Source organism: Ruegeria sp. BE3 (assembly GCF_056538865.1).
Genome location: NZ_JBQFTW010000006.1, coordinates 187,970 through 208,540, shown reverse-complemented (window position 1 = coordinate 208,540; position 20,571 = coordinate 187,970). Strand labels below are relative to the sequence as shown.

The window sequence follows — 20,571 nt, the reverse complement described above, 5'->3', positions numbered from 1 at the left end:
TGGGGTCTCCCTTAGCCGAGTTTAATGGTTGTTGCGTCGACCCATTCGGCGGGCGGAACAGGCAGGTTTTCAGGCGCGGGTCCTTTGCGGATCCGACCAGCCAGATCGTAGTGCGACCCGTGGCAAGGGCAGAACCAGCCACCAAAGTCGCCAGCATCGCCCAGCGGCACGCAGCCGAGGTGTGTACAAACGCCCATCTGAACGATCCATGCACCCGCTGCTTCGCCTTCGGGCGAAGGCATCACGCGGTTTGCATCCGTTGCCGGCGCGTCTGCGTTGATGTTGAAGTTGCGAGCGAGCGGGTCAGGCAGGTTGCCCACCGCTTCTTCGTCCTGCTGCTGCGCTTCGGCAATCTCGGCGCCGGTGCGGTGACGGATAAAGACCGGTTTACCCAGCCACTTAACGGTCAGCTGCGTTCCTGGCTCTACCCCGCTCACGTCGGTGCGGATCGAGGACAGCGCCTGAACGTCTGCCGACGGGTTCATTTGGTTGATCAGGGGCCATACGGCTGCACCGGTCGCAACAACACCTGCGCCGCCAGCGACGTAATACAGGAAATCTCTGCGGGTGCCTTCGTGGTCTTCTGCGTGGGACACGAGGTTTTCTCCGATTGTCTGGCGCCCGCGGACGGGCAAATAGCTCGCGCACCGCACGAATGCGGTGTCTTAACCGCGCTGTCTATCGGGGAGATTAGTGTTCGTCTAGCGGTCATAAACGCGCAATACGCCGCATCTGGGTTTTTTATCACAGCGCACCTGACATTTTTGATGTTTCAGCGCCGCATCTTTCCCCGAGCCTTCGAATCGAAAGGTTTGATTCGGGCGTCGGCGTAGTGCCCAAGCAGAATCAGGGCTGAGGGCGTTCAGATGGCATCCTTCGCACTGGATTGACGCGGAACCGTGTAAAATCCCGGGCGCAGAATCGACTTTGTTCACCTGTAAATGACAGGTCTGAAATAGATCATTAATTCCGGAAGATACTAAGCCATTTCCTATTGCACTTTTTACGCGAATGCCGGAAATCGCGGCGCGCGAACGTTGAACAGGAGATCCCGATGTCAAAGACCCCCTTGGCCGCCGTTCTGTTAACAATTGCACTGTCCACGCAGGTCGCCGCCGCTGGTGACCCTGCCAAAGGCAAACAGCTTTACAACCGCTGCTCATCTTGCCATGCGATCATCAAAGATGGTGAGGTTTTGGTGAAAGGCGGCATCACCGGGCCGAATCTCTATGGCGTGGTCGGTCGCATTGCCGGAACCGAGAACGACTACCTGAACGGCAGTGAACGCCTGCCTATCGGGATGTTCACGGATGACATGATCCGCGCCGGGCAAGAAGGTCTTGTCTGGACCGAAGAAAATGTCGCCAGCTATTCCGAAGATCCTGTCGGGTTCATTCAGGATTATCTGGGCGATGAAACTGCGCGCCCGAACATGAGCGTCAAACTGAAGAAAGGAGCCGCAGATATTGCGGCCTATCTGGCCACTTTCAGCACGCCATAAGCACCACGCAGGCTCAGCCTGGTGGCCGCGTCGCCATCATGCTGGGCCGTTCACTGAAGGCGGCATACCAAGTCGCCAGCGCATCATTGCCTCTGCGCCACCCTCGCGCGTCGTGGCGCAAGTCGAGATAGCCCAGTGCGCACCCAACCGCGATCTGACCCATATCCAAAGGGCCTGAAAGATGCGCCATCCAGCGCTGGTTCAGCGTAGCGCAGGCGCGTTCGATCTTACTCCACTGCGCGTCAACCCAATCGTCCCACTGCTTGTCCTCGGGCCGCAAACGGCTTTCATAAGTCATCAGCAGTGCCGCATCCAGAATCCCATCCGCCAGCGCCTCTAGCGTCAGCACATCCCAATGCCGGGATCCCTCGGGATAGAGCCCTGCTTGCGCCCGCGCATCCAGAAAAGCGCAGATCACCCGGCTGTCGAACAGCGTTGGTCCATCGGGACGCTCAAGCGCGGGGACCTTGGTCAACGGTGCTTTTCCGATCAGCGGCTCAGCCGGAGAGACAGGCGTGCTCGCAACAGTTTCCAGCACGACATCCTCAAGCTGGCCAGTCTCATGCAACAGCACCGTGACTTTGCGCACGTAAGGTGAAGTCGGGCTGTGGTAAAGCTTCATGTCCTGTCTCCTTGTTTGCGGTGCAGACTACAGAAGCCAGATCAAAACAAAACCCGTCAGGGTTCGGCTGCGCCCCTCATCAAATCCCTCAGCGCGTGCAGTTCAGCCCCAAGCCCATCCTCGGCAATCCGGTCTGCTGCGCTCAGGCGGGCCGCATCGGGCTTGTTCTGGTTCAGCTTCCACGTCCCGTCGATCTCGCTGATCCGCAACCGACAAGGCACGATCATCCTCAGGAACCGCTCCATCACATCGTCGGACAGTTTCGACACTAACCAAGGTGGTTTCGGCAGCAACCGGTTCTCAAAGAACGCGCTCTGCCGGTCCAACAGATCCCGCAACTCCTCCTGCGGACGCAGCTCAAGCTCGCCCGTCAAATGAACCGCCACATAATTCCATGTCGGTACCTGATCTTCGATCCCGTACCAGTCAGGCGAGACATACCCATCCGGCCCGGAAACCGCGATCCGCGCCGCTTGCGGCTGTTTCAGCGCCCGCACGATTGGGTTGGAGCGGACCAGATGCAACTCAGCCCAGGACGCGTCCGCGCTCAGCAGAAACGGCACATGGCTCATGAGCGGGGCGGAATCGGTCGACACTGCCAGCACTCCGAAGGCACGGTCGCGGGCAAAGGCAATGTGACGCTCAGCGGCTTCGGCCCGAAAGGCGGGATTGGGGTGCATGATGATCCTCCTGCCAATTTCTCTTGCAGAAGCGACGCGCCCTTGGCAAGGTCCGCGTTGTTCTCAGGGCGGGGCGAAATTCCCCACCGGCGGTATGCGGGCCACGACCCGTAAGCCCGCGAGCGGCTCGGCCGTGTCCACGATCCGAAGAGCGGGAAGCGGTTTTCGGACAAATTGTGGAACCACGCACGAGTGATAGCAGATCTGGTGAGAGGCCAGAGCCGACGGTTACAGTCCGGATGGAAGAGAACGTGCAGCGTGCCGCAAGCCGGTGCGCCTGCTCGTGATCGCCTTGGGTGACGTGTCATGCCGGGCTGGCAGCGAAAAGTGGGAACCGGTTTTCGCAATTGCCAGCAGGCCACCAAACTGAAAGGAGATCATGATGACACACACCCGCTATGCTTTTATCAAAGCCAACTGGCATTCCGATATCGTTGATCGCGCGCTGGACGGGTTTCTGGAGCTTATCCCCGCCGAGCAGGTTGATGTGTTAGACGTGCCCGGTGCATTTGAGATGCCCCTGCTGGCGCACGACCTGGCCCAGACCGGACGCTATGCCGCCGTGGCCTGCGCTGCCTTCGTTGTGGATGGGGGCATCTATCGACATGATTTCGTGGCCCAAGCCGTGGTCGATGGCCTGATGCGCGCCAGTCTCGATACTGGCGTTCCGGTCCTGTCAGTCTCACTGACGCCGCATCAGTACCAGGAGACCGAGCATCACAACGCGATCTACCGCACCCATTTCGTGGAAAAGGGGCGCGAAGCTGCACGCGCCGCGCTGAAAATCATCGAGACCCGCACGACACTGAGCCGTGCAGCGTAAGCACAACAGGTTGGGGCACCCCTGCCCCAACCGCAAATCCGCTTGAGACTGCGGCCCTTGCCCGCTAATCACATCGCGCAAAGGAGCACGCCCCATGTCGATGAACAGCTTTGGACACCTCTTCCGCGTCACCACCTGGGGCGAAAGCCACGGGCCTGCATTGGGTGCCACCGTCGACGGCTGCCCTCCGGGCGTGACGATTGACGAGGGCATGATCCAGCACTGGCTGGACAAGCGCAAACCGGGGCAGAACAAGTTCACGACCCAGCGGCGCGAACCCGATCAGGTGAAAATCCTTTCGGGCGTGTTCGAGGGCCAGACCACTGGCACCCCCGTGCAACTGATGATCGAGAACACCGATCAGCGTTCGAAAGACTACGGCGATATCATGGACAAGTTCCGCCCGGGTCATGCCGATATCACCTATTGGCAGAAATACGGCATCCGTGATTATCGCGGCGGCGGGCGCAGCTCGGCCCGGGAAACCGCCTCGCGTGTCGCGGCAGGCGGGCTGGCACGCGAGGCCATCAAACAGATCGCACCGAATGTGCAGATCACCGGCTATATGACCCAGATCGGCCCGCACAAAATCGACCGCGGTAATTTCGATTGGTCGCAGATCGAACAGAACCCGTTCTGGACCCCGGATGCGCAAGCTGCCGAGGGCTGGGCCACTTACCTGGATGACCTACGCAAGTCCGGGAACTCGGTCGGCGCCGTGGTTGAGGTCGTCGCACGCGGCGTTCCTGCTGGGCTTGGTGCTCCTGTATATGCCAAGTTAGACACTGATCTGGCTGCCGCAATGATGTCGATTAACGCTGTCAAAGGCGTTGAGATCGGCGAAGGGATGGCCGCCGCTGAACTGACCGGCGAAGCCAACGCGGACGAGATCTTCATGGGGCAGGACGGCCCCCAATACAGCTCCAACCACGCGGGCGGCATTCTGGGCGGCATTTCGACCGGGCAAGACGTCGTGGTACGGTTCGCGGTCAAGCCGACCTCGTCGATCCTGACCACGCGCAAAACCATCACCAAATCCGGTGAAGAGACCGAGATCATCACTAAGGGCCGTCACGACCCCTGTGTTGGTATCCGTGCCGTCCCGGTGGGTGAGGCAATGATGGCCTGCGTGATCCTCGATCACCTGCTGCTGCATCGCGGTCAGATTGGCGAGAACCGTGGACATATCGGCTGATCTGCGCACGCGGCTGCGCAGCATCGTCGCGCAGCATATGCAGACCGACCCGGCGCATGATCTGGCCCATCTGGATCGCGTCTGGGTGAACGCGCAAGCCATGGCGGACGAACAGACCGACAGATCGGTGCTGCTGGCCGCCTGCTATCTGCACGATCTGGTCAACCTGCCCAAGGATTCGCCTGATCGGCATCTGGCGTCGCGCCAATCCGCTGCTGAATCAGAGTCTATTCTTCAGGATTTGGGCTTCAACCCAACCAAGATCAGTGCCACACAACACGCCATCGCAGCGCATAGCTATTCGGCCAACATCCCGCCCGAAACGTCCGAGGCACGGATACTGCGCGATGCCGACCGGCTGGATGCGCTTGGTGCGATCGGCATCGCACGCACATTCTCGGTGTCGGGCGCATTGGGCCGGGTTCTTTACGATCCGGCCGATCCCTTTGCGGATGCGCGGCCCCTGGACGATCTGCGGTTCTCGCTGGACCACTGGAAGGTTAAGCTGCTGAACCTGCCAGATGAGATGCTGACAGACACGGGCCGCCAGATCGCGCGACAACGCGCTGACCGCATGATCCGGTTTCTGGAAGAGTTTGGCGACGAGATCGGTCACAAGCTGCCCGGCCACTGGAAATCGACCTGATTGGTACAATCCTGTCGTTGATCTTTTGCCGCCAAAGGCGCAGGGTCGCGGCCAATGGCAAAATCGTTAACATCGCATCGACCCGTACTGGCCGTGGGTCTGAAACTCAGCGCGCTGATGTTGTTCACATCAATGTCCGCGCTGGTCAAAGCGTTGTCGACCGATTTTCCTCCGGGCGAGCTGGTGTTTTTCCGGTCGCTCTTCGCCATTCCGGTGATCATCGCGTGGCTCGTCTGGCGTGGTGAACTGGCACAAGGCTTTGTGGTCAAGAAACCGATGGGTCATTTCTGGCGCGGCGTATTGGGCACCAGCGCCATGGGGCTGACCTTTACAGGCCTCAGCCTGCTCCCCCTGCCTGAGGTTACTGCCATTGGCTATGCCACGCCGATCTTCACCCTGATTCTGGCAGCGGCGATCTTGGGCGAACGCATTCGCATGATCCGAATCGGAGCGGTGGCATTGGGTTTGCTCGGGGTGCTGATCATGATCTGGCCACGGCTCGGCAGCACGCAGATGGAAGTGGCGGCGACCATGGGTGCATTATGCGTGCTCGCAGCGACCTTCGCCCGCGCCTTTGTTCAGATCCATATCCGGCAGTTGGTCAAGGTCGACCACCCCGCCGCAATCGTTTTCTATTTCTCAATGACTGCTACCTTGCTTTCAAGCCTGACGGCATTCTGGGGGTGGACAATACCCACGATAAATCAGGCTCTAATACTGGTCACTATGGGGTTGATTGGTGGAATCGCGCAGATACTCGTCACCTCGTCTTATCGCTTCGGGCAGGCCTCGATGTTGGCGCCTTATGACTATTCGACCATGCTGTTTGCAATTGTCATTGGCTATGTCTGGTTCGACGAACTGCCGACGGTGGCGATCCTGATCGGGGCGGTGCTGGTGATCGCGGGCAATGTTGTCGTGATCTGGCGCGAGCATCAGTTGGGGCTGGAACGAGGCAAGGCGCGCGCCGTCACCGATCCCAAAGCCTGACCTTTACCTTTCGCAGACTTCGCCTAGGTTGGGCCGGGCAATGAAAGAGGTTTCCAGATGAGCGACGCGCAGGATCACAAGGAAAAGATGCAGAAGGTGCAGGCCCAGCACCGCAAGAAAGTGTCCGAGGCCGTTGACCCGGGTCGCGGTCTGGTGCTGATCAACACCGGCAAGGGCAAGGGCAAATCATCTGCCGCCTTTGGTGTGGTGATCCGCGCATTGGGTTGGGGTCAAAAGGTTGCCGTAGTCCAGTTCATCAAGGGCAAGTGGAAAACCGGCGAGCGGCGTTTCTTTGAAGAGCGGGATCTGGTCACCTGGCACACGATGGGTGAGGGCTTCACCTGGGACACCCAAGACCGCGAGCGCGACATTGCAGCGGCCACCTCGGCCTTTGGCAAGGCCTGTGATCTGATGGCCAGTGGTGAGTATGATCTTGTCGTTCTCGACGAAATCAATATCGCCCTGCGTTATGAATATCTTTCTGTAGAGAGTGTTATCGAAGGTCTGAAAGCCCGATCGGACAAGACCAGCGTATTCTTGACGGGCCGCGATGCGCCGCAAGCGCTGCGCGATTATGCCGATCTGGTAACGGAAATGACCGAAGAAAAACACCCGTTCCAAGCCGGGATCAAGGCCCAGCGCGGCGTGGATTTCTAACGCTGAAAACTGTTTTCATTCAGGCTGCGTGTCGATACGCGGCCTGCCAGTGTCGTCGGGGTTTGCAAGTCGAGCCTCCGGCACCTCTCCGCATCGCAGGTTTTGCGATCGAGATAGACCTCAACCTCTGAGCTCAGCGCGTCGCAATCACAAGAAGCGCAGCAAGGATCTGACATCAGCTCTTCGAATCGAGTGCGCATGGGACCTCCGCTGATCGTTTCCAGGACGGCGGCGGGTCTTCACTGTGTTGCTTGCAGAGCCACAGATCGCCCCGGAACCTAGTGTCTAATATTGTCATCCGGCGTTACTATTATCTGAGTTTTTTCATTAGTCTTTTCAAGCCTGAAAACACTCACCACATCTAGCTTGAACTGCTGATACATAAAACATTGCCTAACAAAGGGAAAACCGCGCGAAATCGCGCGGCTTGATTCTTTCAGGCGACAGAAATAATCAGGCGGTCGCGGTCTGCTCGGGTGCGCTGAGCGAGATCACAGCTACCACCGCAGCACCATTCAGCCAGTAGAACCACGCATCAATCCCCGAGAATCCAAGCAGGCTGGGGGCCAGCAGGAAGGTGATGCCGACGATCAGGTCCACGGCCAGATGAAACTTGTAAGGCAGAACCCGCCAAATGCCCAAGTGATGGTCGGTCAGAACCGTCAGAACAAAAGCTGCGACGCCGGTGACAACCGACAACCAGAGCGCCAGCGGATTGGATTGACCCAATCCCAAAACAAAGGGCAGCACCATCAACGCAATGGCGACCGGATAGTCGAGATACGCATGAACAGTGCGGGTGACGAAACGCAGGGACATCTGAACTTCCTTTCCTCAATCAGTGATGGACTAAGGATAGGTGTCCGACTGCGAACGTAGCAGCCCAGATCGTTTACGAGATATTGCAGATCGTTCAGAAGTTAGGGTGGATCAGTGCATGGCCCTGTAAGCAGCGGGCGACACGCCAACCTGCTTCTTGAATACACGCGAGAACGCGGCTTCTGAGGCGTATCCAACCTCAGCCGCGGCATCGGCCACATTCCAACGGCTTTCAGTTAGACCGTGGCAGGCAATCTGCATGCGCCAATCTGTCAGGTATTGCATCGGGGTGGTGCCCATCTTCTCGGCAAAGAGCTGGGCAAAGGCCGTGCGCGACATGGCCGCCTCGCGCGCAAGGGTCGCGACGCTCCATTCCTGTGCCGGAGACTGGTGGAACGCTGTCAACGCGCGTGAGATGCGTGAGTCGGCAAATCCGGCAAGGGCGGCTTCATCAGGGCTTTGGTGTTCCAGATAGGCACGGATCGCCTGCGCAAACAGAACCTCGGACAATTTCAGGGCAATCAGATCACCGCCGATCCGAGCGCCTGACACTTCCGAGCCAATCATGCGCAGCGTGGCCTCGATCCACGATCCCGCCTCTTCCCCATAGTTCTGAATCAGGATGTAAGGCGGCAGCCGATCAATCAGCATATGCCCCGTGCCACCCCGGCCAGCGGGGCCAATGAATGAGAAATGACCGCAGATCAGCTGCGTATCCCGCTCCTCATCCGCACCGCCATAGACCAATACGCCATCGCCCCGATATCCCGCGATCTCAAGCACCTGTTCCAGTGGCAGCGCATCAAACGGCTGAACTTCAGCGCACAGCAACGCATGCGGCGCTCCATGTGGGATCAGAATCAGATCGCCTTGTTTCAGGCGCAGAGTGTCACCCGTCGTCGGAATATGCACCTTCAACTCGCCGCGCTGGACGAAGTGAAACCGGGCGACGTTTTCGAATCCGGGCACCTGAACGCCAAAGGGCGGGGTAAAGGACGTGCGGAAATAGAAAGTACCGCGCAAAGACAGGCGGGTGAGGATATCGCTGAGAAGGTCCAACATCGTGCAAAGATATCGAGCGGTTCAGACAAGTCCACAGGTTGGAACGATCTGCACAAAGAATTGCACGTTCTGCAACAAAAACCCCCGCCGAAGCGAGGGTTTCAGAAGCTTCTGATTACGAGCGGACCAGTTTCTCATAATCCTCGGCGATCTCGCGGGTCAGGTCGCCAACTTCGAATGTGTATTCGCCGATCTGCCCAACGGGCGTCACTTCGGCGGCGGTGCCGGTCAGCCAGCATTGTTCGAAATCGGCCATCTCTTCGGGCTTGATGCGGCGCTCATGAACGGTGATGCCCTTGTCTTTCAGCATCTTGATCACGGTCTGGCGGGTGATGCCGTTCAGAAAGCAATCGGCCAGCGGAGTATGCACCTCACCATCCTTGACAAAGAACACGTTTGCACCGGTCGCTTCGGCCACATAACCGCGCCAGTCCATGAACAGGGCATCCGAACACCCCTTGGCCTCGGCCTTGTGTTTCGAGATGGTGCAGATCATGTATAAACCTGCCGCCTTGGCGTGAACCGGGATGGTTTCGGGGCTGGGGCGTTTCCATTCCGCGATATCCAGCTTGGCCCCCTGCATCTTTGCATCGCCATAGTAGGCACCCCAGGGCCAAACCGCGACGGCCATACGAACCGGGTTCTTGGCCGAGGCAACACCCATGTCCTCGCCCGAACCACGCCAGACGAGCACGCGTACATAGGCATCTTTCAAGCCGCTGGCTTTCAGCGTCTCTTCCTTGGCCGCTTCGATGTCATCCACCGAGTAGGGCATCGGCATGTCCAAAGCCTCGGCCGACGCTATCAAACGCTTGGAATGTTCGCGGCTTTTGAAGATCTTGCCGTTATAGGCGCGCTCACCCTCAAACACAGACGAGGCATAGTGCATCGCGTGGGTCAGGATGTGCACATTCGCTTCACGCCAGGGCACCAGTTTACCGTCTAGCCAGATGGTACCATCACGATCATCATACCCCGCCATGCGAAACCTCCTGAACCGGGTCAATTTTCCGAATATTGCGCCAGATAGGTCCGCATCGGACACATTGTTGCGCAAAAACTGCGATTCGATACCTGTGCGCTCTTGGAATGTCAATAAGGCTGACATAAACTCGAACCGTATTGCGAATGAGGCCCGTTATGTCCGAAATCCGTCCTGCCCCGGTCTTTGGCGGAGAAAGCCTGTTATTTCTGACGGATGAGCAGTTGCGGCAAGGTATCGAAGCGATGTTCTTTGCCTATCGCGGCTTCACCGCCGATCCCGACCGCATCCTGTCCGAAATGGCCTATGGCCGCGCCCATCACCGGGCGGTTCACTTCATCAATCGCGCGCCCGGCACGACGGTAAACAACCTTCTGGGCATCCTGGGGGTAACAAAACAGTCTCTAAATAGGGTTCTGCGCACCCTGATCGAGGACGGTTTGGTGGAAAGCCGTGTGGGAAAGGTGGACAAACGCGAACGCCACCTATTTCTAACAGACAAGGGCAAGGCGTTGGAGGCTACGCTGTCCGATGCGCAGCGAGCCCGGATGCGCGCGGCATTCAAGGATGCAGGCCCCGAAGCGGTGGCCGGTTTTCGCAAAGTGCTTGAAGCGATGATGGATGCTGATATGCGTCGTGCATATACGAAACTGCGGGATACAACTTCATGAGCGATATGGACGCCCATCTTCTGATCGTCGACGACGACGAACGCATTCGCGATCTGCTCAAGAAATTCCTGATGCGAAACGGGTTTCTGGTAACCGCAGCGCGAGACGCAGCGCATGCAAGGCGGGTGCTGTCGGGGCTGGATTTCGATCTGATCGTGCTGGATGTCATGATGCCGGGCGAGGATGGGGTAAGCCTGACCAAGGCGCTGCGCGAGACCCATACAACACCGATCCTGCTGCTGACCGCAAAAGGCGAAACCGAGCATCGCATCGCGGGGCTCGAAGCCGGTGCCGATGATTACCTCGCCAAGCCTTTTGAGCCGAAAGAACTGCTGCTGAGGATCAACGCCATCTTGCGCCGCATGCCCGAAGCCCCCGCGCAGGAGACAGCCGCGAAATTCCTGACACTCGGCCCGATCCGCTATGACATCGAGCGTGGCGAGATGTGGCAGGGAGAAGATCCCGTGCGTCTGACCGCGACCGAAAGCCAGTTGATGAAGATCTTCTCGGCCCAGCCGGGAGAGCCGATCAGCCGGGCCAAACTGGTTGAGGATCTGGGGCGCGACAAGGGACAAGCGCAGGAACGCGCGGTAGACGTGCAGATCACGCGCTTGCGGCGCAAGATTGAGCAAGATCCGAAGCAGCCCCGGTATCTGCAGACTGTGCGGGGTGCGGGGTATATGTTGGCCCCCGACTGATTTGCCGTTGTGCGGCGACTTTGCCTTCGGCGAAGGTATCTATAGCCAGATGAAGATAGGACCCCGATGACGACTGCCCTTTTGACCCATGCCGATTGTTTAGGCCATGTGACACCTGACGGGCATCCGGAGCGGGTGGCGCGATTGGAGCATGTTTTACATGCGCTGGAAGGCCTGGATCTGAAACGGGTCACTGCTCCGATGGCCGCAGATGATGATCTGTTGCGGGTTCACCCATCCAGTCACATCGATGATATCCGAAGCAGCAAGCCCTCTGAAGGGTTTCGACAAATCGATGGGGACACGTTCATGTCTCCGGGGTCGGTCGATGCTGCTTATCGCGCAGCGGGGGCGGCGGTACGGGCGGTTGATCTGGTTTTGAGCGGTGAGGCCTCGAACGCGTTCTGCGCCATCCGCCCGCCAGGGCATCATGCGGAATCCGAGACAGCGATGGGGTTTTGTCTGTTCGGCAACGCGGCGCTGGCGGCGAAGCATGCGCTGGATCATCACGGGTTGAACCGCGTGGCGGTGGTGGATTTCGATGTACATCATGGCAATGGCACGCAGGATCTGCTGTGGGATGAGCCACGGGCGCTGGTGATTACCAGCCAGCAGATGCCGTTGTGGCCCGGAACAGGGCGCGCGGATGAAACCGGCGCCTATGAGACGGTGCTGAATATTCCATTAGCCCCCGGCACGGGCGGGGCCGAGATGCGCGCTGCCTACGAGGCGCAGGCCTTTCCGCGGCTGCGCGCATTCAAGCCGGAACTGATCATCATTTCGGCGGGATTCGATGCGCATCAGGATGACCCACTGGCCAACCTCAACTGGTCCACGGGTGATTTCGCCTGGATCACAGCCGAGCTGTGCAAGATCGCCGATGAGGTCTGTGCAGGCCGTATCGTCTCGACTCTGGAAGGCGGGTATGATCTGAACGCACTGGCCGAGGCGACACGAGCCCATGTGGAAGAACTGATAAAGGCAGCACGATGACCGATACTCCAGTCGAACAGATGACGTTTGAACAGGCGATGAAAGAGCTTGAGGCGGTAGTGGGCCAGCTGGAACGCGGGGATGTGGCCTTGGATCAGTCTATTGCTCTCTATGAACGCGGCGCGGCTTTGAAGAAGCGTTGCGAAGATGAGTTGAAGCGGGCCGAAGAAAAAGTCGCAGCGATCACTCTGGATGCGAGTGGACAACCGACCGGGACAACGCCTGTCGAAGGTCAGTAAATGTTTCGTGAAAAGCTGGCGCAGGATGCGGCGCTGATTCAGAGCCATTTCGATCTGGTTCTGGGGGCGTTGGACGATCTGGATGTGACACGGGCGATGGCCTATGCCACCGAAGGCGGCAAGCGGCTGCGTGGGTTTCTGGTTTTGGAAAGCGCGCGGTTGCATGGCGTTGACGCGACGCAAGCGATCTGGCCAGCGACCGCGATTGAGGCGCTGCATGCATACTCGCTTGTTCATGATGACCTGCCCTGCATGGATGACGATGATTTGCGGCGCGGGCGCCCGACTGTGCATGTGAAATGGGATGAGGGCACCGCTGTCCTCGCGGGCGATGCGTTGCAGACGCTGGCATTTGAACTTTGCACGCGACCCGAGGCCGGGAGCGCGGAAATTCGCGCAGATTTGGGTCTAACACTGGCAAAAGCGAGCGGCGCACAGGGTATGGTTTTGGGCCAGGCGCTGGATATCGCGGCGGAAACAGCGGCAGAGCCCTTGACGCTGGATCAGATCACGCAGCTGCAAGCGGGTAAAACCGGTGCGTTGATCGAATGGTCCGCTTGCGCGGGCGCACGATTGGCACAGGCCGATCCCGAACCCTTGCGCCAATATGCCCAAGCCCTTGGCCTTGCTTTTCAAATCGCCGATGACATCTTGGATGTCGAAGGAGATGCCGAAAAGGCCGGAAAGCGGCTGCAGAAGGATGCTGAGGCGGGCAAGGCAACCTTTGTCTCGCTGCTGGGTCTGGAGGCCGCGAAATCCCGTGCTGCCGCGTTGGCGGATCAGGCCTGCGCAGCACTGGACGGGTATGGCCCTAAAGCTGAAACCTTGAAGCAAGCTGCCCGCTTCGTTATTGCCCGGGACAGCTAAGCCAGGAACGCCATATGTCTGACCGCCCGAATACGCCTCTGTTGGACCTTGTGAACCGCCCTGCGGATCTCAAGCAATTCTCGGATGCGCAACTACATCAGGTCGCACATGAATTGCGGTCCGAGACGATCTCGGCCGTTTCTGTGACTGGGGGACATCTGGGTGCGGGTCTTGGCGTAGTCGAACTGACCACGGCGCTGCATGCGGTGTTCGATACTCCGCGCGACAAGATCATCTGGGACGTGGGGCACCAGTGCTACCCGCACAAGATCCTGACCGAGCGCCGCGACCGTATCCGCACCTTGCGCATGAAGGATGGCCTGAGCGGCTTCACCAAGCGCAGCGAAAGCCCCTATGACCCGTTTGGCGCGGCGCATTCGAGCACCTCGATCAGCGCCGCACTTGGGTTTGCCGTGGCGCGTGATCTGGGTGGTGTGACACCCGAGGGGCTGGGCGATGCAATTGCGGTGATCGGCGATGGCTCGATGTCTGCGGGCATGGCCTTTGAGGCGATGAACAACGCGGGTCATCTAAAAAAACGCCTGATCGTCATCCTCAACGACAATGAAATGAGCATTGCGCCGCCCGTCGGGGCCTTGTCCAACTACCTGTCGCGCATCTATGCCGAGGAACCGTTCCACGACCTGAAAGCTGCCGCCAAAGGCGCGGTATCGCTGCTGCCCGAACCGTTCCGCGAAGGGGCAAAGCGCGCCAAGGATATGCTGAAAGGCATGGCCATGGGCGGGACGCTGTTTGAAGAGCTGGGCTTTTCCTACCTCGGCCCCATCGACGGGCATGATCTGGATCAGTTGCTGCCGGTTCTGCGTGCGGTCAAGGCGAAGGCAAGCGGGCCGATTCTGATCCACGTGCTGACCAAGAAGGGTAAGGGCTATGCCCCTGCCGAACAGGCCCGCGACAAAGGTCACGCAACCGCCAAGTTCGATGTGGTGACGGGCGAGCAGAAAAAGGCGCCTTCGAACGCGCCATCCTATACCTCGGTCTTTGGCAAGACACTGGTCGATGAAGCAGCGCGGGATGACAAGATCGTAGCCGTCACTGCCGCGATGCCGGATGGTACCGGGCTCAACCTGTTTGCCGAGCGCTATCCGTCGCGCTGTTTCGATGTGGCGATTGCCGAACAGCATGGCGTGACCTTCTCGGCCGCGCTGGCGGCGGGCGGGATGAAGCCATTCTGCGCCATGTATTCGACCTTCCTGCAGCGTGGGTATGATCAGGTGGTGCATGATGTGGCGATCCAGCGCCTGCCGGTACGCTTTGCCATCGATCGCGCGGGTCTGGTGGGCGCAGATGGCGCGACCCATGCTGGATCGTTCGATATCGCCTACCTGGCCAACCTGCCCGGCATGGTCGTCATGGCCGCCGCAGACGAGGCTGAACTGATGCACATGGTTGCCACTGCAGTGGCCCATGACGATGGCCCTATCGCCTTCCGCTATCCGCGCGGCGAAGGGGTGGGTGTTGACCTGCCCGAGCGCGGCGAAGCGCTGGAGATCGGCAAGGGTCGACTGATCCAAAAAGGTGCCCGCGTGGCGCTGCTGTCCTTCGGCACGCGGCTCGCCGAAGTGCAGAAGGCGGCAGAGGCCCTGTCTGCGCGCGGGATCACGCCCACCATCGCGGATGCGCGCTTTGCCAAGCCGCTCGACCAGGACCTGATCCTTGACCTCGCCGCGAACCACGAGGCGCTGATCACCATCGAAGAAGGGGCCGTGGGTGGCTTTGGCAGCCACGTGGCGCAACTGCTGGCGGATGAGGGTGTGTTTGATGAAGGGCTGAAGTATCGCTCGATGGTGCTGCCGGACATCTTCATCGACCAGGCCAGCCCGGCCGATATGTACGCCGTCGCAGGGATGAACGCAGAACAGATCGAGGCCAAGGTGCTTTCGGTTCTCGGCGTACCCTCAATCGGCGAGAAACGTGCCTGATATTTTTGCAGCCTTCAGTCTGAACATCGGAAAAATAAGCAAATTTAAAATGACATAGGTCAAATCCTTACGCACTGTGATACGCTAACACCCGAGTCAGGCAGACCAACTCCTTCCGGACACTCGAGGGTCGCAAGCGAATGAACAAGCTAGCAAGCCGACGCGCTTTCTTGCGTGGCAAGATGCTGCAAGGGGATAGATCAGCCATCCGCCCGCCGGGCGCGGAGGCGGAGTTTCTTGAACTGTGTACACAGTGCGACGAATGCCAGGTGGCCTGCCCCGAAGACATCATCCGTTTTGACGCACAAGGCTGGCCCGTGGTTCAGTTGGACGTTGGTCCCTGCACCCTTTGCGGCGATTGCGCCAACGCCTGCCCGACTGGAGCGCTGAATCCTGAACGCGTAGCCGACTGGCCTTGGCGCGCTGCAATATCTGCATCATGCCTGTCGATGAACGGCGTCAGTTGCCGGATCTGTCAGGACGTCTGTGACCACAGCGCGATCCGCTTCAAACTGCAACCCGGTGGTCGCGCCGAACCCCAACTCGATATCGACAAATGTACCGGCTGCGGAGCTTGCGCCAGCGCCTGCCCCGCCGGTTCCATCAGTTTTGAACGCCACACCCCGCCCACTCAGGAGGTTGCCTTATGAACATCTGTGGTTGCCTCGTCCATGTAAGCCCGGAAACCACCCAAAGCGCGCAGGACGCGATTGCGCGCACAGACGGGGCCGAGGTTCACGCGGCGGCCGAAGATGGCCGTCTTGTTGTTGTGGTCGAGGATACGCCGGAAAAACTGGCGTCCGAGACGATCATGGATCTGCATCAGATCCCGGGCGTGATCTCTCTGACCCTGACCTTTCACCATTTCGAAGACCTCGCGGAGACCCGTCCGCACCTTACCGCTTCTCGCCAGATATAAAGCCGGAGACCCATGTCATGACCATCTCTGAATCCCGCCGGACCTTTTTGAAATCAACCGCCGCCGCTGCGACAGCCTCGGCGGCAGGTCTGCCGCTTGCCACCGGACAAGCCAACGCTCAGGCCGCTACCCCAGATATCCGCTGGGACAAAGCCGCCTGCCGGTTCTGCGGCACTGGCTGCTCGGTTCTTGTTGGCACCAAAGACGGGCGCGTAGTTGCCACGCAGGGCGACCCGGACGCGCCCGTGAACCGCGGCCTGAACTGCATCAAGGGCTATTTCCTGTCCAAGATCATGTACGGCAAAGACCGTCTGACCACGCCGATGCTGCGCAAAACCAACGGCGAATACGACAAGAACGGTGAATTCGAGCCCGTCAGCTGGGACGAAGCCTTCGACGTCATGGCCGCCAAATGGAAAGAGGCCCTAGCCAAGAAAGGGCCGACCAGCGTGGGCATGTTCGGCTCGGGCCAGTGGACGGTTTGGGAAGGCTATGCCGCTGCCAAGATGATGAAAGCTGGTTTCCGGTCCAACAACATCGATCCCAACGCGCGCCACTGTATGGCCTCGGCGGTTGTCGGCTTCATGCGTACATTTGGCATTGACGAGCCGATGGGCTGCTATGACGATTTCGAGCACGCAGACACCTTCGTGCTCTGGGGCTCGAACATGGCCGAAATGCACCCCATCCTGTGGTCACGCCTGACCGACACGCGTCTGACCAAGCCCGGATCCGAAGTGCATGTGCTGTCGACCTATGAACACCGCTCGTTCGAGCTGGCCGACAATGGCATGGTCTTTGCGCCGCAGACCGATCTGGCGATCCTGAACTACATCGCCAACTACATCATCCAGAACGGCGCGGTGAACGAAGAGTTCGTCAAGAACCACGTCAACATCACCAAGACCGCTACAGACATCGGTTATGGCCTGCGTGACAACAACCCGCTGCAGCAAGAGGCTGAAAACCCGAACTCGGGTAAATTGGAACCGATCAGCTTCGAGGAATATGCCGAGGCGGTTTCGGAATACACGCTGGAATACACATCGGAACTGTCCGGCGTTCCTGCCTCTCAGCTTGAGCGTCTGGCCCAGCAATATGCAGATCCAAACCGCAAGGTGATGAGCCTGTGGACCATGGGCTTCAACCAGCACACCCGCGGATCGTGGGTAAACTCGCTGATGTATAACGTGCACCTGCTGGTCGGTAAAATTTCGGAACCCGGCAACTCGCCCTTCTCGCTGACCGGTCAGCCTTCGGCCTGTGGTACAGCGCGTGAGGTCGGGACCTTTGCCCACCGTCTGCCCGCCGATATGGTTGTGGCAAACGACAAGCACCGCGAGATTTGCGAAACTGCGTGGAAAATCCCTGCGGGCACCATCCCGCCCAAACCCGGCTTCCACGCCGTATTGCAGCACCGGAAACTGAAAGACGGTGATCTGAACGCCTATTGGGTGCAGTGCACCAACAACATGCAGGCCGCACCAAACATCAACGAAGAAGGCTATCCCGGTTATCGCAACCCGGAGAACTTCATTGCCGTGTCCGATCCCTACCCGACCGTAACGGCTCTGTCTGCTGATCTGATCCTGCCCACCGCTATGTGGGTCGAGAAGGAAGGCGCCTATGGCAACGCCGAGCGTCGCACGCAATTCTGGCGGCAGCAGGTTAAGGCTCCGGGTGAGGCGAAATCGGACCTCTGGCAGCTGATGGAGTTCTCCAAGCGCTTCACCGTCGAAGAGGTTTGGGGCGAGGAACTGCTGGCCACCATGCCCGAACATCGCGGCAAGACCATGTATGAGGTGCTGTTCGCAAATGGCACGATCGACCAGTTCCCGCTGTCTGAAACCGCCGAAGGGTTCGACAACGACGAGTCCGAGCACTTTGGCTACTATGTACAGAAGGGCTTGTTCGAGGAATATGCCGAGTTCGGCCGCGGACATGCGCACGATCTGGCACCGTTCGAAACTTACCATCAGGCCCGCGGCCTTCGCTGGCCGGTCGTGGACGGCAAAGAGACGCTTTATCGCTTCCGTGAAGGCTATGATCCTTACGTGCCCGAAGGTGCAGATGTGAAGTTCTATGGCCATAAGGATGGCAAGGCCAAGATCATCTTTGCCCCATATGAACCCGCTGCCGAGGAACCGGATGCGGAATTCGATTTGTGGCTCTGCACCGGTCGCGTGCTGGAACATTGGCACTCGGGCTCTATGACCCGCCGCGTGCCCGAACTGCACCGCGCCTATCCGGCCGCAGTGGTCTACATGCATCCCGAAGACGCGCGTGACCGTGGTCTGCGCCGCGGGCAGGAGATCATTCTGTCCACTCGTCGCGGCGAAGTCACCAGCCGGGTCGAGACCCGGGGTCGGAACAAAGTGCCGCGCGGTCTGGTCTTCATGCCATGGTTTGACGAAGGCCAGCTGACCAACAAGCTGACGCTGGACGCGACTTGCCCGCTGTCGAAAGAGACCGACTTCAAGAAATGCGCCTGTAAGATCGAGCGCGCATAACGGGCTGGCAAGGCAAAGGTAAGACCCATGTCTCGTGTTGGCTCCCCCTTATCGCCGCAGCGGCGCCGGTTCCTGCAGGACTCGGCGCGCGCGGCGGGCGGCTGCGTCGCCGCCGGGTCCTTGCTGGCCTGGCTGGCGCGGGACGCACGGGCGTTGCCAGCCGAGGCCTTGCGCCCCCCCGGAGCCCTACCGGAACAAGACTTCCTGTCCGCCTGCATCCGCTGTGGTCTGTGCGTACGGGAGTGTCCCTATGACACGCTGAAACTGGCCGAGCTGGGTGTCGATGCCGTGGCCACCGGCACGCCCTATTTCACCGCCCGCGATGTGCCTTGCGAGATGTGTGACGACATCCCCTGCGTCGCAGCCTGCCCGACCGGGGCGTTAGATCCTGCGCTGGAAAATATCGACGACGCCGAAATGGGCGTGGCCGTTCTGGTCGATCAGGAGAATTGCCTGAATTTCCTCGGCCTGCGCTGCGATGTTTGCTATCGCGTCTGCCCCGTCATCGACGAAGCCATCACGCTGGAAACTGAACACAATGCCCGCTCAGGCAGTCATGCAATCTTCATTCCAACCGTTCATGCCGATCACTGCACCGGCTGTGGCATGTGCGAGAAGAGCTGCGTTCTGCCCGAAGCCGCGATCAAGGTTCTTCCCGCCCGGCTAGCCCGTGGCAGCAGCGCCGATCACTACCGCAAGGGCTGGGAAGAGAAAGAGGCAAAGGGCGCGCCGGTCGTAGAAGGCATCATCGACTTGCCCGACCGTCTGCCGGGACCGGGCACAGATAACCTCGCCGCGCCGGGCGGGTTTGAGCCTAGCTTCAAATTGCCAGAGGTCACCCCATGACCGCCCGCACACATATGCCACTGGGGCAAGAGGCCATTGCCACCAAAGGCTGGCTGGGTGCCCATAAATACCTGCTGCTGCGTCGCGTCAGCCAGCTGTTTTTTCTGGTCCTGTTCCTGCTGGGCCCTTGGTTCGGGATCTGGATCGTGCAGGGCACACTGGCCGGGTCGCTGACGTTGGGCGTGCTGCCCCTGACCGACCCGTTTGTCTTTCTGCAAAGCCTGATCGCCGGGCACTGGCCCGAGCTGATCGCCGCCATCGGTGCCGCCATCGTTCTAGTTGCTTACGCCCTGATCGGAGGTCGCGTCTATTGTTCCTGGGTTTGCCCGATCAATCCGGTCACCGACGGCGCGCATTGGTTGCACCGCAAGCTGGGCCTGCAAAAGGGCTGGCAGCCCAAGCGCCGCACACGGTTGTGGATCATGGCAACCGTTCTGATCGTGACCGGCCTGACCGGCACAATCGCGTGGGAGCTGGTTAACCCGATCACCATGCTGCATCGCGGGCTGATCTTTGGCATGGGCTTCGTCTGGGCGATGATCGCCGCGATCTTCCTGTTCGATCTGTTTGTCTCACGCCATGGATGGTGCGGCCATGTTTGTCCCGTTGGCGCGTTCTACGGACTGGTGGGCAATAAAGCGATGCTGCGGGTCAGCGCCACCAATCGCGCCGCCTGTGACGACTGTATGGATTGCTACGCGGTCTGCCCGGAAAACCAAGTCATCTCTCCGGCGCTGAAAGGCAAAGACACCCCGCTGATCCTGTCGCCCGACTGCACCAATTGCGGTCGCTGCATCGATGTCTGCGCCGAAGACGTATTCAAATTCACCCATCGGTTCGACGACCTGACCGTCGCACCACCGGAACCAACCGCCGCGCCGCAGCCGCGCGCCTCAAGACCTTTTTGA

At 59.6% G+C, this 20,571-nt stretch carries 23 protein-coding genes and 1 riboswitch; of the genes, 17 read left to right on the top strand and 6 right to left on the bottom strand.

What is annotated here, in order from left to right; translation table 11 throughout:
- Positions 1 to 11: 11 nt before the first annotated feature.
- On the bottom strand, positions 12 to 596 hold the full coding sequence (gene petA, locus ACR0AZ_RS15260; RefSeq protein WP_480471484.1) for a ubiquinol-cytochrome c reductase iron-sulfur subunit: 585 nt from the start codon (positions 594 to 596) through the stop codon (positions 12 to 14).
- A gap of 458 nt (positions 597 to 1,054) precedes the next feature.
- Between petA and ACR0AZ_RS15255 the strand changes: the two genes are divergently transcribed.
- Entirely contained in the window at positions 1,055 to 1,501 is a 447-nt protein-coding gene (locus tag ACR0AZ_RS15255) for a c-type cytochrome (protein ID WP_480471483.1), read from the top strand.
- Positions 1,502 to 1,514: 13 nt separating this feature from the next.
- On the opposite strand, the gene ACR0AZ_RS15250 is transcribed toward ACR0AZ_RS15255, so the two are convergent.
- Positions 1,515 to 2,123, bottom strand: coding sequence for a glutathione S-transferase (locus ACR0AZ_RS15250; RefSeq protein ID WP_480471482.1), 609 nt, complete (start codon positions 2,121 to 2,123; stop codon positions 1,515 to 1,517).
- Positions 2,124 to 2,179: 56 nt separating this feature from the next.
- A complete protein-coding gene (locus ACR0AZ_RS15245; protein WP_480471481.1) occupies positions 2,180 to 2,803 on the bottom strand; it encodes an FMN-binding negative transcriptional regulator in 624 nt (207 codons plus the stop codon).
- A gap of 55 nt (positions 2,804 to 2,858) precedes the next feature.
- A riboswitch (FMN riboswitch) is annotated at positions 2,859 to 3,058 on the top strand.
- Between the two features lie 127 nt (positions 3,059 to 3,185).
- Between ACR0AZ_RS15245 and ACR0AZ_RS15240 the strand changes: the two genes are divergently transcribed.
- The 5 genes from ACR0AZ_RS15240 to cobO all read left to right on the top strand — a co-directional run bounded on the left by ACR0AZ_RS15240 (position 3,186) and on the right by cobO (position 7,114).
- On the top strand, positions 3,186 to 3,626 hold the full coding sequence (locus ACR0AZ_RS15240; RefSeq protein ID WP_480471480.1) for a 6,7-dimethyl-8-ribityllumazine synthase: 441 nt from the start codon (positions 3,186 to 3,188) through the stop codon (positions 3,624 to 3,626).
- Positions 3,627 to 3,720: 94 nt separating this feature from the next.
- Complete coding sequence (aroC, locus tag ACR0AZ_RS15235; protein WP_480667790.1) at positions 3,721 to 4,821, top strand: chorismate synthase; 1,101 nt, start codon at positions 3,721 to 3,723, stop codon at positions 4,819 to 4,821.
- Positions 4,805 to 5,467 carry an HD domain-containing protein gene (locus ACR0AZ_RS15230; protein ID WP_480667789.1) on the top strand — a complete coding sequence of 221 codons (663 nt, stop codon included), beginning with the start codon at positions 4,805 to 4,807 and terminating at the stop codon, positions 5,465 to 5,467. The genes aroC and ACR0AZ_RS15230 overlap by 17 nt, the downstream gene beginning before the upstream one ends.
- A 54-nt stretch (positions 5,468 to 5,521) precedes the next feature.
- A complete protein-coding gene (locus tag ACR0AZ_RS15225) occupies positions 5,522 to 6,457 on the top strand; it encodes a DMT family transporter (protein ID WP_480471477.1) in 936 nt (311 codons plus the stop codon).
- 57 nt (positions 6,458 to 6,514) lie between these two features.
- Entirely contained in the window at positions 6,515 to 7,114 is a 600-nt protein-coding gene (gene cobO / locus ACR0AZ_RS15220; RefSeq protein ID WP_480471476.1) for a cob(I)yrinic acid a,c-diamide adenosyltransferase, read from the top strand.
- A 453-nt stretch (positions 7,115 to 7,567) separates the two neighbouring features.
- Here cobO and ACR0AZ_RS15215 read toward each other — a convergent pair whose 3' ends face one another.
- The 3 genes from ACR0AZ_RS15215 to ACR0AZ_RS15205 form a co-directional block, all read right to left on the bottom strand.
- The gene (locus ACR0AZ_RS15215; RefSeq protein WP_480471475.1) at positions 7,568 to 7,933 is read right to left on the bottom strand and encodes an SPW repeat domain-containing protein; all 366 of its coding nucleotides are present in this window, start codon (positions 7,931 to 7,933) and stop codon (positions 7,568 to 7,570) included.
- A gap of 111 nt (positions 7,934 to 8,044) precedes the next feature.
- Entirely contained in the window at positions 8,045 to 8,995 is a 951-nt protein-coding gene (locus tag ACR0AZ_RS15210; protein ID WP_480667788.1) for an AraC family transcriptional regulator, read from the bottom strand.
- Positions 8,996 to 9,110: 115 nt separating this feature from the next.
- Positions 9,111 to 9,977 carry a branched-chain amino acid aminotransferase gene (locus ACR0AZ_RS15205; RefSeq protein ID WP_480471473.1) on the bottom strand — a complete coding sequence of 289 codons (867 nt, stop codon included), beginning with the start codon at positions 9,975 to 9,977 and terminating at the stop codon, positions 9,111 to 9,113.
- A gap of 158 nt (positions 9,978 to 10,135) precedes the next feature.
- On the opposite strand from ACR0AZ_RS15205, the gene ACR0AZ_RS15200 reads away from it, so the two are divergent.
- From ACR0AZ_RS15200 to napH, 11 genes are all read left to right on the top strand, one after another.
- Complete coding sequence (locus ACR0AZ_RS15200; protein WP_480471472.1) at positions 10,136 to 10,648, top strand: MarR family winged helix-turn-helix transcriptional regulator; 513 nt, start codon at positions 10,136 to 10,138, stop codon at positions 10,646 to 10,648.
- Complete coding sequence (locus ACR0AZ_RS15195; RefSeq protein WP_480667787.1) at positions 10,645 to 11,346, top strand: response regulator; 702 nt, start codon at positions 10,645 to 10,647, stop codon at positions 11,344 to 11,346. Before ACR0AZ_RS15200 ends, ACR0AZ_RS15195 begins: the two co-directional genes overlap by 4 nt.
- Before the next feature lie 66 nt (positions 11,347 to 11,412).
- Positions 11,413 to 12,339, top strand: coding sequence for a histone deacetylase family protein (locus ACR0AZ_RS15190; protein WP_480667786.1), 927 nt, complete (start codon positions 11,413 to 11,415; stop codon positions 12,337 to 12,339).
- The gene (locus ACR0AZ_RS15185; protein ID WP_170484940.1) at positions 12,336 to 12,578 is read left to right on the top strand and encodes an exodeoxyribonuclease VII small subunit; all 243 of its coding nucleotides are present in this window, start codon (positions 12,336 to 12,338) and stop codon (positions 12,576 to 12,578) included. Before ACR0AZ_RS15190 ends, ACR0AZ_RS15185 begins: the two co-directional genes overlap by 4 nt.
- On the top strand, positions 12,579 to 13,445 hold the full coding sequence (locus ACR0AZ_RS15180; protein ID WP_480471469.1) for a polyprenyl synthetase family protein: 867 nt from the start codon (positions 12,579 to 12,581) through the stop codon (positions 13,443 to 13,445).
- Between the two features lie 14 nt (positions 13,446 to 13,459).
- The gene (gene dxs, locus ACR0AZ_RS15175; protein ID WP_480471468.1) at positions 13,460 to 15,388 is read left to right on the top strand and encodes a 1-deoxy-D-xylulose-5-phosphate synthase; all 1,929 of its coding nucleotides are present in this window, start codon (positions 13,460 to 13,462) and stop codon (positions 15,386 to 15,388) included.
- A 140-nt stretch (positions 15,389 to 15,528) separates the two neighbouring features.
- Entirely contained in the window at positions 15,529 to 16,038 is a 510-nt protein-coding gene (napF, locus tag ACR0AZ_RS15170; protein WP_480667785.1) for a ferredoxin-type protein NapF, read from the top strand.
- Positions 16,035 to 16,307 (top strand): chaperone NapD, encoded by a 273-nt coding sequence (locus tag ACR0AZ_RS15165; RefSeq protein ID WP_480471466.1) that lies wholly within the window; start codon positions 16,035 to 16,037, stop codon positions 16,305 to 16,307. Before napF ends, ACR0AZ_RS15165 begins: the two co-directional genes overlap by 4 nt.
- A 17-nt stretch (positions 16,308 to 16,324) precedes the next feature.
- Positions 16,325 to 18,817 (top strand): nitrate reductase catalytic subunit NapA, encoded by a 2,493-nt coding sequence (gene napA / locus ACR0AZ_RS15160; protein WP_480667784.1) that lies wholly within the window; start codon positions 16,325 to 16,327, stop codon positions 18,815 to 18,817.
- 27 nt (positions 18,818 to 18,844) lie between these two features.
- Positions 18,845 to 19,663: a ferredoxin-type protein NapG gene (napG, locus tag ACR0AZ_RS15155; RefSeq protein WP_480471464.1), complete on the top strand. Its 819-nt coding sequence runs from the start codon at positions 18,845 to 18,847 to the stop codon at positions 19,661 to 19,663.
- On the top strand, positions 19,660 to 20,571 hold the full coding sequence (gene napH / locus ACR0AZ_RS15150) for a quinol dehydrogenase ferredoxin subunit NapH (RefSeq protein ID WP_480471463.1): 912 nt from the start codon (positions 19,660 to 19,662) through the stop codon (positions 20,569 to 20,571). The genes napG and napH overlap by 4 nt, the downstream gene beginning before the upstream one ends.